14 protein-coding genes and 1 pseudogene are annotated in these 11,524 nt (G+C 27.8%); 11 read left to right on the forward strand and 4 right to left on the reverse strand.

Annotated elements, in window-relative coordinates; translation table 11 throughout:
* Nucleotides 1-129 precede the first annotated feature (129 nt).
* The 11 genes and pseudogenes from ACI389_RS04970 (at nt 130) to ACI389_RS05020 (ending at nt 8,226) form a co-directional block, all read left to right on the forward strand.
* On the forward strand, nt 130-495 hold the full coding sequence (locus ACI389_RS04970) for a hypothetical protein (RefSeq protein WP_439780446.1): 366 nt from the start codon (nt 130-132) through the stop codon (nt 493-495).
* 13 nt (nt 496-508) lie between these two features.
* Complete coding sequence (locus ACI389_RS04975; protein WP_439780459.1) at nt 509-1,138, forward strand: sensor histidine kinase; 630 nt, start codon at nt 509-511, stop codon at nt 1,136-1,138.
* A 12-nt stretch (nt 1,139-1,150) separates the two neighbouring features.
* Entirely contained in the window at nt 1,151-3,025 is a 1,875-nt protein-coding gene (locus tag ACI389_RS04980) for a histidine kinase dimerization/phosphoacceptor domain -containing protein (RefSeq protein ID WP_439780447.1), read from the forward strand.
* 16 nt (nt 3,026-3,041) lie between these two features.
* Nucleotides 3,042-3,452, forward strand: coding sequence for a response regulator (locus ACI389_RS04985; protein WP_439780448.1), 411 nt, complete (start codon nt 3,042-3,044; stop codon nt 3,450-3,452).
* Between the two features lie 359 nt (nt 3,453-3,811).
* Nucleotides 3,812-4,075, forward strand: coding sequence for a hypothetical protein (locus ACI389_RS04990; RefSeq protein WP_439780449.1), 264 nt, complete (start codon nt 3,812-3,814; stop codon nt 4,073-4,075).
* A 4-nt stretch (nt 4,076-4,079) separates the two neighbouring features.
* Nucleotides 4,080-4,235, forward strand: a pseudogene (locus ACI389_RS04995) (hypothetical protein); the annotation flags it as partial.
* A gap of 393 nt (nt 4,236-4,628) precedes the next feature.
* Nucleotides 4,629-4,988 (forward strand): histidine kinase dimerization/phosphoacceptor domain -containing protein, encoded by a 360-nt coding sequence (locus tag ACI389_RS05000; RefSeq protein WP_439780450.1) that lies wholly within the window; start codon nt 4,629-4,631, stop codon nt 4,986-4,988.
* 95 nt (nt 4,989-5,083) lie between these two features.
* The gene (locus tag ACI389_RS05005) at nt 5,084-5,236 is read left to right on the forward strand and encodes a hypothetical protein (protein ID WP_439780451.1); all 153 of its coding nucleotides are present in this window, start codon (nt 5,084-5,086) and stop codon (nt 5,234-5,236) included.
* A 208-nt stretch (nt 5,237-5,444) separates the two neighbouring features.
* Nucleotides 5,445-5,813 (forward strand): response regulator, encoded by a 369-nt coding sequence (locus ACI389_RS05010; protein WP_439780452.1) that lies wholly within the window; start codon nt 5,445-5,447, stop codon nt 5,811-5,813.
* A 38-nt stretch (nt 5,814-5,851) separates the two neighbouring features.
* The gene (locus ACI389_RS05015; RefSeq protein ID WP_439780453.1) at nt 5,852-7,609 is read left to right on the forward strand and encodes a glycosyltransferase; all 1,758 of its coding nucleotides are present in this window, start codon (nt 5,852-5,854) and stop codon (nt 7,607-7,609) included.
* Nucleotides 7,609-8,226, forward strand: coding sequence for a hypothetical protein (locus tag ACI389_RS05020; protein WP_439780454.1), 618 nt, complete (start codon nt 7,609-7,611; stop codon nt 8,224-8,226). The genes ACI389_RS05015 and ACI389_RS05020 overlap by 1 nt, the downstream gene beginning before the upstream one ends.
* Nucleotides 8,227-8,340: 114 nt before the next feature.
* On the opposite strand, the gene ACI389_RS05025 is transcribed toward ACI389_RS05020, so the two are convergent.
* Genes ACI389_RS05025 through ACI389_RS05040 form a run of 4 tightly spaced genes read right to left on the reverse strand, consistent with a single transcriptional unit; the run spans nt 8,341 to nt 11,448 of the window.
* Nucleotides 8,341-8,925 (reverse strand): hypothetical protein, encoded by a 585-nt coding sequence (locus ACI389_RS05025; protein ID WP_439780455.1) that lies wholly within the window; start codon nt 8,923-8,925, stop codon nt 8,341-8,343.
* The gene (locus ACI389_RS05030; RefSeq protein WP_439780456.1) at nt 8,922-9,527 is read right to left on the reverse strand and encodes a DUF6891 domain-containing protein; all 606 of its coding nucleotides are present in this window, start codon (nt 9,525-9,527) and stop codon (nt 8,922-8,924) included. The genes ACI389_RS05025 and ACI389_RS05030 overlap by 4 nt, the downstream gene beginning before the upstream one ends.
* Nucleotides 9,517-10,218, reverse strand: coding sequence for a DUF6882 domain-containing protein (locus tag ACI389_RS05035; protein WP_439780457.1), 702 nt, complete (start codon nt 10,216-10,218; stop codon nt 9,517-9,519). Before ACI389_RS05035 ends, ACI389_RS05030 begins: the two co-directional genes overlap by 11 nt.
* Entirely contained in the window at nt 10,219-11,448 is a 1,230-nt protein-coding gene (locus tag ACI389_RS05040; protein WP_439780458.1) for an LL-diaminopimelate aminotransferase, read from the reverse strand.
* Nucleotides 11,449-11,524 lie beyond the last annotated feature (76 nt).

The raw sequence follows: 11,524 nt of genomic DNA on the forward strand, positions 1-11,524 counted from the left end.
TTTCAATAACTATTTAAAGAATTAATTTAATACATTATATTACTATAATGGTTTTTATTTAAACAATTGAGGTATTAAAAATGGAAATTAAATACAAAACATGAGAAATATCCTCCATTAATTGAGGATTTGGTAAATGAATTATTAAAAGATGATTTCGTACATTTCAAGATTTTATGTGCAAATGAGGTTCATCACTTCAACAAGGAAGATAATTCAATAATTGATTTTGAAACAACATATAATAAAGACATTATTAACAATATTGTTGAAGAGAATGTTAGAGAAGAGCTTGAAAAATTGATAAACGGTGAAATTTTAGAAGTAAACAGAATATTTACATATGATGTGAATGGTGATGAAAATAATCAAAAAATATGTGAAATATTCATTGAAAGATTTGATTATGGTAATAAAAGTCACAGTATTGGATTTTTAACAGACATTACATTATCACGTAAAAAAACAACAAGAATTAATCAAATCCAATGCTAATAAAAACATACTTATTAAAGAAGTTCACCATAGAGTCAAAAACAACTTACAAGTATTAAACAGTTTTTTAAATCTTGAAAGAAGAGCATATAGGGATAATTCAGACATGATTTTAGATAATATGCAAGCACGTTTATCTTCACTTGCATTACTTCATGAAAAAACATATAATACAACAGATTTCTTAAACATTAATCTCAATGACTATATGCAAGATCAAGACTCAACACTGAAAACACTTTTCGGAGCTAATAATATCAATTTCATATCTGAAATTAACAAAGATATTCACTTATCTATTGAAATAATTACCCCATTACTCCTGGTTGTTGATGAATTAACAATGAATGCAATTAAACATGCATTTCCTGACCAGACATGCCTAATAAAACCATATCAAAAAACAATTGATTATATGGAAGGTAATGAAAGTATCTGTGAATTTATACTTAAGGATAATGGAGTTGGACTTGAAAGTCCAGAATCACTAATTAACCATAATCTAGGATGGGAAATTGTGAATAACTTAACTAGACAAATTAATGGAGAAATTGAAATTTTAGACTGTGATGTTGGAACTGGATTTAAAATAACTTTCCCAAAAAGTTTTGAACATACATTGACTATCATAGAAAATTACTAAAAGGTGAATTAGATGAAGATTGAAAGAACATATATGAAACTGGAAAACACTGAAGAAGTTCATATGCACAATATTAGTGAACAAGAACTTTATACTCCCACACCAAAAGAATTTGAAGTTCCAGGAATACCCTTTGAAAAAACTTTAAAGAACATTACTAATGATCTTGATATATTTATCCCACACAACGACGGAGAAGACTTTATAGTGCATAGATTAGGGTTAAGTGCCCTTTCAAGAGGAAAAATAAAACATGAAGATGTTGCAGGACGTTTACTTAGTAAAATATCTCCAGGATTTAATGAAGTTTTACATGATTCTCTAAAAGAAGTTTATAAAACCCACAAAACTAAAAAAATGAGATTTTTATACTATCATCATGAAAAATTAGCTAGATTTTCCAATGTTAAAATTATTTATGATATGGACAAACTTATCTTGATTTCAGACCACAGAGACAATCGTGAAAATAATGTATTTAACCCTGAAGAGAGTAAATATGATGAAAAAACCAATTTAACTGAGTATTTATCACAAACTGGAAGTTATTATAAAATTAACGACAGATACACTTGGACACAAGGTGTTTACAACATTATTAATCGTTCAAGAGAAGAAAATGATGAATATTTCAATATTATATTTAATTTAGTTATTCCAGAAGATAAACCGGTTATTGAAAAATTACTTAAATTAATGGATAACGGATTAGAAACATGTGTAGCTGTCATTAGAATTAGAACCCATGATGGAGTATTAAAATATATTGAAATTAATTTATATTCTAAATTTGATGAAAATGAAGAATTAATAAGTCGTTATGGAACGATAAAAGACGTGAGTACTAATAAAAGTAAAAAAATAAAACATGTTGATTATTTACTTAAAGGATTTAAAAATATTAAAAAACTTGCATTACTTATTGAACCTTTAAACCCCAAACAATATGAATTTTCCAAAGGTTATTTTGATATTTGCGAAATAAATCCTGAAGAATATAAACATGACAAGTCCATTGTTGATAATATCGTCGAAGATGAACCTAAAGAGAAATTTTTAAAGATTATTGATGGTGAAATCGATAAATTATATATAACATTCACATACAACGTTAATGGTGATGAAAATAATCAAAAAATATGTGAATTGTATATTGAAAGATTTGAATTCGGAGCAAGAACTCACAGTATTGGATTCTTAACTGACATCACTGAAGAAAAAATAAAACAACAAGAATTAATGGAAGCTAATGAACACCAAACTATTTTAATCAAAGAAGTTCACCACAGAGTCAAAAACAACTTACAAGTATTAAACAGTTTCTTAAACCTGGAAAAAAGAGCATATAAAAATGAACCAAACATAATTATCGACCATATGCAATCCAGATTATCTTCATTAGCTATTCTTCACGAAAAAACATATAATGCAACAGATTTTAAAAATATCAACTTAAAAAGTTATATTGAAGATCAAGATAGTCAATTAAAAAGTTTAATGGGTTTAAGGGATAGTATTGAATTTGAATCAGAAGTTGATGGTGATTTAAATTTAACAATAGAAGTCATCACACCACTATTGCTAATAATTGATGAATTAACAATGAATGCAATTAAACATGCATTCCCTGATAAGACAGTCCATAATAAAAAAATTATTAAGAAAATTACTAAATTGGATGATAAAACTGGACAATTAATACTTCAAGATAATGGGGTAGGTATTGAAGATCCTAAATCAATAACAAAAAATCTTGGTTGTGAAATTATTAAAAACTTAACAAAACAACTAGATGGAAGTATTGAATTATTTAAACATAAAAATGGAACTGGATATAAATTAATATTCCCAGTTGATATGGAACACACAATTGAAAGAGGATTTTAACAAAAAGGGTGAAAAAATGAGTAAAAGAATATTAGTTGTAGAAGATGAAGCAATTACAGCATTAGATTTAAAATACAGTTTAGAAGAACTAGGTTACGAAGTAATTGATACAGTTGACACAGGTCAAGATGCAATAGACACTGCTGCTGAAACTGTTCCTGATGTTGTTTTAATGGATATTGAATTAAAAGGATATATGGATGGAATAGAAGCTGCAGAGGTGATATCTGAACTTAGAATCCCAATTATTTATTTAACCGCAAACACAGATACAAATACCTTCGAAAAATCCAATGTGAAAGGATCTTACGGATTTGTATCAAAACCATATGATATAAATAAACTGGATAAAACACTTAAAATAACAATAAAAAGGGCGGAATTGGAAGCTAAAAAATTAAATGACGCAAGTGGTTTTACAAATTAAAATCATATACTATAATAAATAAATGGGTAGAGAAAATGTATGTGAAACGGGAAAAGGGGAAAATAGATAATATTGATGAAATCAGCATATACAATTTGGGACCTAAAGATTTGTATACATATAGTGAAAAAAGATTCAATGTCACCCCCACTTGTTTACAAAAATGTTATAAAAACAATACCCCGCAATATAAATATTTTAAGACCCTATAATAATGGTGAAGATTTCATTATTGAACGTCGGGGTTTGAAATACTTGAAACTATTGGAATTAAACAGGACGAAATTGCTGGAAAATTATTAAGTAGTTCTTCTAAAATAATTTATAATATTCTTCAAGGAGATCTTAGAGAAGTTTATGTGACAAAAAAATCAAAAGGTATGCGTTTTTATTACTATTCTGACGATAGATTATTTAGAATTGCAAATGTTTGTATTATATATGATAATGATAGGATATTTATAATTTCAGACCACAAAGATAATTTAAGTAATAATATTCGTGGTATACTAGGTAAAAATCCAACTCCTGAAGAAGAAAAAGCGAATTTAATAGAATATTTCTCACAAACTGGAAGTTTTTATAAACATCAAAAGAAATATTTGGTCTCAAGGAATCTATAATATTATTAACCGTGTAGCTGAAGAAACAGATGAATTATATAATATTGTATTAGATTTAGCAGTCCCTGATGACAGGAAAATAGTTCAAGATGCAATAGCCGAAATCGATTCCGGTAAAGAAGAAACCAGTGGTGTTTTCAAAATACAAACAGATGATGGTGCAATAAAATATTTAAAGTTTTCTTTATATGCCAAATATGAAAACAATAGGTTAATCTCATGTTATGGTAATTTTAAAGATATTACACAATACCATGATAAGAACAATCTGCGACCTGTTGATTACTTATTAAATGGATTTAAAAATAGTAAAAGATTAGCTTTACTTGTAGAACCATTAAATGAAAAGAATTTTGAATATAGTGCTGGTTTTTACAATATCATTGAAATACCGAAATCAGAATATAAAAATAACAGACAAATTATCGAAAATATTGTTGAAAAAGAATCCCGTGATAAATTTTTACAAATTATTAACGGTGCAATTCGAGAATTTGATGAAATATTTACATATAATGTCAATAGTGATGAAAATAACCAAAAAATCTGTGAAATGTTTATTGAGAGATTTGAATTTGGAAGTGAAACTCACAGTATGGGTTTTATGACAGATATTACAAAAGAACGCAGAAAACAAAAAAAAATAATTGAAGCTAATGAGCATAAAAATGTTTTAATTAAAGAAGTTCACCACAGAGTCAAAAACAATCTCCAAATATTAAACAGTTTCTTAAACCTTGAAAAAAGAGCATGCAAAAATAAACCAAACATAATCATTGATCATATGCAATCCAGGCTATCCTCACTAGCTATACTTCATGAAAAAACATATAATACAACAGATTTTAAAAACATAAATCTTAAAAATTATATCGATGATCAAGATGGAAATTTAAAAAGTTTAATAGTTTAAGAGAAGGTATTGAATTTGAATCAACAATTGAACCAGATATTGACCTGTCTATCGAAATAATAACTCCATTACTTTTAGTTGTTGATGAATTAACAATGAATTCAATCAAACATGCATTCCCTGATAAAAATGCACCTAACAAAAAGATTATAAAAAACATTAAAAAAATCGATGAAAATACCTGTGAACTCATCATTAGGGACAATGGGTTGGAATTAAAGATGGAAAAACACTTAAACATAATTTAGGTTGTGAAATTATTAAAAACCTAACAAGACAATTAAACGGACACATTGAACATATTGACACGGATGTCGGAACAGGTTACAGATTAACATTTCCTATGACTATGGAACATACAATTTCACAATAAATATTAAATAATTAGCTAAAATGTCAAAATAAGACATATAGTTAAATAATTTGATAAACATATTAATTATAGAGTTGAAGATAATGAATGAAAGAATTTTGATTGTTGAAGATGAAGCAATAACTGCATTAGACTTAAAATACAATTTAGAAGAGCTTGGTTATGAAGTAATTGATACAGTTGATACTGGTCAAGATGCAATAGATACTGCTACTGAAACAACTCCCGATATAGTTCTTATGGATATTAAATTAAAAGGAGATATGGAAGGAATAGGAGCAGCAGAAGTAATATCAAAATTAGAAATGCCAATCATTTATTTAACTGCAAACACTGATATAGATACATTTGAAAAAACCCCTAAAAATGGATCATATGGATTTGTATCAAAACCATACGATTTAAATAAATTAAATGAAACAATAATAAACACATTAAATACAGATAAATAAATTATATAAGGAAATTTTACAGTTTAAAACTAGATAAAATGATAGATAATGTACCTGAGGTTAAATTAATTGCTAAAGCTCATCCAAACATTTTTGTGATAAGTTCAGATACTGAATTAATAAATGAATTATTCAAACACATTGAAGATTATGAATACCAATTTGTTGGTTCAGCATTTGAAAAAAGTGACATTTTACATAAGATAAAAGAAGTATCACCACACCTAATTTTACTAGATGCAGATGAAGAATCTCTTGATTTAATAGATATAACTAAAGAAATAGAAAAAAAAAACATTCCTGTGATTATTATAGTTGGAATGAGGTTTAATGAAATTATAGATGAAATAATGACATCAACCCCTTACGGTTATCTAATTAAGCCCATCGATAAAGATGAAACTCAAAGAGCAATGGCTGTTGTACTTAGAAAACATGAACAAAATACACTGGATGTTATTGAAGCTAAAAATAAAATTAAAGAAAAAAATACTGAACTTTTGATTGAAAAATTTGATTCAAGTATGCTCTTAGTTTTATGTTTATCATTAATCGCAATGACAGTTTTAACCAGAAGTGCTACATGGTTACAATGGGTTTTACTTATTCCAACTGTAGCTATGCTTATTAATGCAATTGCAAGTGTTAGGAATGTTGATCCCGTTGAAGAATATGAATATCTGCCTACAGTAAGTATTTTTATTCCAGCACATAATGAAGAATCAACCATTGAATCAACTGTTAGAAGTGTATTTGAATCCGATTACCACGATGAAAACGGACCAAGATTTGAAGTTATTGTTGTAAACGATGGTTCTACTGATACTACTGGTGAAATCTTATCTAATTTAAAAGAGGAACTTCCATCACTAAAAATTGTTACAAGACACCCTCCAAGATCAGGTAAAGGTAAAGGATTTGTATTAAATGATGCTTTGACATTATCAACTGGAGAAATTATTGGTGTATTTGATGCTGACACCCGTATTAAGAAGGATTACTTACAAAAAGTTGTCAAATATGTTGCAGATCCAGAGATTGATGGTGTTCAATCAAGAGTTAAAATGTATAACAAAAATGAAAATTACTTGGCCCGTATGCAACAACTCGAGTTTGGAAGTTTCGGAAATACACTGAGAGCTAAGGATAATTTAGGTAAAACTGGATTTTTAGGTGGAAATGGTCAATTTGTAAAAAAAAGTTCAATTGTCAATTCTGGACGATGGGACGGTTTTGCTGTAACAGAAGATTTAAACTTGGCAGTTAAGATAATGATTAAAGGTGGAAAAATACGTTACTGTGGTGAAGCTGCTGTTTATCAAGAGGCTGTTACTGAGTGGAAAGCATTCTTTAGACAAAGAGTTAGATGGGCTATTGGTAACTTTGAAACATTATTTATCTATTTACCTCAGATTTTAAGAGCTAAAATACCTATCGCTAAGAAATTCGGTATTATTGAACACATTTCATTTTATAGTTTCAATTTATTAATCTTTTTTGGATTTCTAGTAACCATAATGAATGCGATTTCATGGTTCTTACTCCAAAATGTAACTGTTATAAGAATGGAAGCACCATTTATTGTCGGTGTTCTTTCTGTTCTTTCATTTTTCCCAGGTTTAATGTTATCTCTTTCAAGAGATGATCCTACAATCACAGAATTCTTTAAAGATATTGTAAAATATTACATATTCTGTTTCCATTTAATCCCATTGTTTTTTATGACAATGCATACCATGATGACTAGAAAAGAAAGAAAATGGGCTAAAACAGAACATAAAGGTGGAAAAAAATAATGAGAAAAGAAGATATAATCCATGGATTTATAATAGCTATCATCATAATAATTATTTGTGCCAATTTTAATGGAATTAATAGTTTTTTAAGTGTTCACACTGATAAAACGGTTGGATTTGGACATAGTGAAGCTGTTGTTCCACAGGCTTGGAATACAACTGATGAATTGAACATGTCAGATGAAGCTAAAAATCCACTAGCTATTACAAATGGATATATTGTCATAGATATGTGGGATGATTGGCCCGAAGACCATATTACAGACTTATCGACCCAATTATTTGCAGAAATGGAAGGTGGAAATTATGTTGTTCTTGGAGAGGATAACACTACATTAAGTGGAGTTGAAGTATCTAAACAATATTTCTCAAACCCTACAAGAAACAATAATGTCACCTATAATCATATCAGTGTTAATTATGTATTTGAAAAAGAAGATACGAATTATGCAATACAAGTCCATTACTTTACAAAACACGATTATGAGAATTTAACATTCATAAAAGAAGTAGATGACCGTGTTGAAGATGATATGGGCAATATTCATAATATGCAATTTAATGCATTCTTTTCAGCAATATGGCACATTTATGAATTTATTACAACTGCATTTTAAAACAATTAATCAATAATAATATAATATGTTTTAATCACAACTACCAAAATTATCAACCATCACTATAATAAAATTAAAATGATGATAAAATTAAATAAAAAATAAGAAGAACATCTATCTATTGAACGGATGATTCTCACACATGGGGTCTTTTATGAGGTTTCTTTTTTGATGATAATTTAAAAAATACATCATCCATTGATTAGATAACTCCTTTAAGATATCATCATCAAGTTTTTCAGACTCAAAAAAGAAATCCATTTCATCCCCACCAACAACAATACCTATATCTCCAAATTCGATTAAACAGAAAAAGTCGTTACGAATGTTATGAATATCGAACTCTTTATCAATAGAAAAATCTTTCTGATTATTATAATTATAAAAAAACTTATTTAAGTATTCAAAATCGATGAATTTAATTTTTCGGACATCTTTAATAATATTTTCATCTAAAAAATAAGATTCATAATCAAAATTAGATAAAAATTCAACATCCCAAATATTATCATAGAAAAATGAAATAAAAGAATTTTTAGCAAAACGCATAGAAAAAGTCAAATCCCCATTAATATTTGGATTACCTAATTCAACATCAATAAATTCTAAATAGATTGCATCTTGAGATATATTAACAGAAGATAATTTGGAAAAATTGATTATAACCTCTTCAATTAATTTTAAAGATCCCACATTCATTCATTAACACCTTTAAATAATTCATAAGCCCCTTCAAGTTCATATTCCATATTTTCATTGTAAGACTTATCCCAATCAAAGTTAACAATTTTTATTTGAGTATTAATAGATATGTCCCAATTAACATCAAAATTAACATCTTTTAATTGGTTATATATAATTTTACCTATTGATAATGCTTTATCCTCATCTTTATTAAAGTCCCCAAAGGTTATTTTTAAATTACCTTCATAGATTGCATTTTCAACATCCTCAAAAGTATAAAAACAAAACCCCTCTGGAGTAAGGCCGTTATTAATCAAATGAGCATATAACTCAAAAATATCTAAAACACCTTCTTTAATATCATAACCACAATTATGAACACAAACAATTGATTTTTTAGATAAATTTTCAAAAACACTTTCTAAAATAGAAAAATTAGTATTATCACAGTTGTTTATTGAAATATTAAATTCTGAAAAATCAAGTTCTTCATCAATAAATTGATCTTCCAATATCTCAAATATTTCTTCACTATTAAAAAAACCAGATTTAGTGAGTAAATCTATCATATATTCTAATTCATCAACTAAATCCTGATTCATAGTATCACTGTTCATCTTCACCAAACATCAAAATACGTGTTACATTTCCTCTTTCAGTAAATCCTGCCATAACACGAGATTCACCAATTTTAGCTAAATAAAAATCATCATGTGGTTTAAAACCATATCCTTTAAGTTTAGTATATGATTCAAAAGCAATTCTAGGATATATCTTAAAATTCTTTTGGAAAGTGTAAAAAGTATCTCTGAATTTTTTAACAGTATTATTCTCTTTAATTAAATCAGATTTAATAACTACAAAAATATCCAATCCATCTTCTGAAGCAGCATAATAACCATCAAATCCAAGTATAGCTGTTGCAGTCATTGCAATATGATGACAGTGATCATAATCTGTATTAATCAATTGTGAGTTAAATTCAGGAATATCAAATTTATCCCCGATTTTTTTAATTTCTATTGCAGATTCAATTAAATCATTACCAAATATTTCTTCACAATTCCATGCCCAAGACCATTGGTCTGCATCTTGTGAATAAAAACCTAAAACTTGAACAGGCATTTTGATATCATCAAAAGAAATAACGGAATTTTCAATGTCTAAATCACCGACTGTTTCACCAATTAATTCAGATAAATTTTCCTGTTTATCAAGTGCTAATGCACCATATTTTGATAAGATTGCTTTAAATGAATCTCCCTCTTCAATTTCTACTGGCTTTTCTATTTTTTTCAAGTTAAACACCTAAAATTCTAATTTTGAAATTCTATCCATTGCTTCTTTAGTATTCTCTAATGTATTGAATGCAGTGAGTCTTAAATAACCTTCACCACTTGGACCAAATCCAGAACCAGGAGTTCCAATTACATTTGCTTCATTTAATAATAAATCAAAGAAATCCCATGATTTCATATTATTTGGAGCTTTAACCCATATATAAGGTGAACTAACTCCTCCATAAACTTCTAATCCTAAATCAGATAAACTTTCACGAATGATTTTTGCATTTTCCATATAATAGTCAATGACTTCTTTAATTTCTTTTTGACCTTCGGGAGAGTAAGTTGCTTGTGCTGCTTTTTGTACAGGATATGAAACACCATTAAATTTAGTGGTTTGCCTTCTATTCCATAATGAGTTAATTTCCACAGCATTGCCTTCACTATCATCCACAATTAACTGTTTAGGCACAACCGTGAATGCACAACGAGTTCCGGTAAATCCTGCAGTTTTTGATAAACTTTTAAATTCAATAGCAACTTCTTTTGCACCTTCAATTTCATAAATAGAATGAGGAACATTATCTTCATTGATAAATGCTTCATAAGCAGCATCGAATAAAATAATAGCTTTGTTTTCTTTTGCATAATCAACAAATACTTTTAATTGATCTTTGGTTAATGTAGTACCAGTTGGATTATTCGGATAACATAAATAAATGATATCAACAGGTTCAGATGGTAATTCTGGAACAAATCCATTTTCAGCATTACATTTAAGGTAAGTCAATCCTTCATACATACCATCTTTCATTTCACCAGTTCTTCCTGCCATTACATTAGTATCAACATAAACAGTATAAACTGGATCAGTTACAGCAATTTTATTATCAATTGCGAAAATTTCTTGAATATTACCAGTGTCACATTTAGCTCCATCACTAATGAAAATTTCGGATGTGTCAATATTCACTCCATATTTTTTATAATCTTCTGCAATAGCTTCTGCTAAAAATTCATATCCTTGTTCTGGGCCATAACCCATAAAAGTATCTGCATTTCCCATTTCATCAACAGCATCTTTAAATGCATTAATAACTTTTGGTACTAATGGTTTTGTAACATCACCAATACCCATTTTAATAACATCAGCATTAGGATTATTTTTTACAAATTCTGCTTCTCTTCTAGCTACTTCAACAAAAAGATAACTGCTTTTTAATTTAAGATAATTTTCATTAATTTTAACAACCATAATTATTCCTCATGAATTAAAATAGTAAATTAATTTATATTTTATTTTAAGCATATATAATATTAATTGTTTAACT

It is taken from the genome of Methanobrevibacter sp., from assembly GCF_051877095.1.
Lineage (GTDB): Archaea > Methanobacteriota > Methanobacteria > Methanobacteriales > Methanobacteriaceae > Methanocatella.

Bases quoted from the DNA above. Each gene is read 5' to 3' on its own strand.
- ACI389_RS04980 (WP_439780447.1), top strand. From the start codon at position 1,151: ATGAAGATTGAAAGAACATATATGAAACTGGAAAACACTGAAGAAGTT.
- ACI389_RS04985 (WP_439780448.1), top strand. From the start codon at position 3,042: ATGAGTAAAAGAATATTAGTTGTAGAAGATGAAGCAATTACAGCATTA.
- ACI389_RS05000 (WP_439780450.1), top strand. From the start codon at position 4,629: ATGTTTATTGAGAGATTTGAATTTGGAAGTGAAACTCACAGTATGGGT.
- ACI389_RS05005 (WP_439780451.1), top strand. From the start codon at position 5,084: ATGAATTCAATCAAACATGCATTCCCTGATAAAAATGCACCTAACAAA.
- ACI389_RS05010 (WP_439780452.1), top strand. From the start codon at position 5,445: ATGAATGAAAGAATTTTGATTGTTGAAGATGAAGCAATAACTGCATTA.
- ACI389_RS05015 (WP_439780453.1), top strand. From the start codon at position 5,852: ATGATAGATAATGTACCTGAGGTTAAATTAATTGCTAAAGCTCATCCA.
- ACI389_RS05020 (WP_439780454.1), top strand. From the start codon at position 7,609: ATGAGAAAAGAAGATATAATCCATGGATTTATAATAGCTATCATCATA.
- ACI389_RS05025 (WP_439780455.1), bottom strand. From the start codon at position 8,925: ATGAATGTGGGATCTTTAAAATTAATTGAAGAGGTTATAATCAATTTT.
- ACI389_RS05030 (WP_439780456.1), bottom strand. From the start codon at position 9,527: ATGAACAGTGATACTATGAATCAGGATTTAGTTGATGAATTAGAATAT.
- ACI389_RS05040 (WP_439780458.1), bottom strand. From the start codon at position 11,448: ATGGTTGTTAAAATTAATGAAAATTATCTTAAATTAAAAAGCAGTTAT.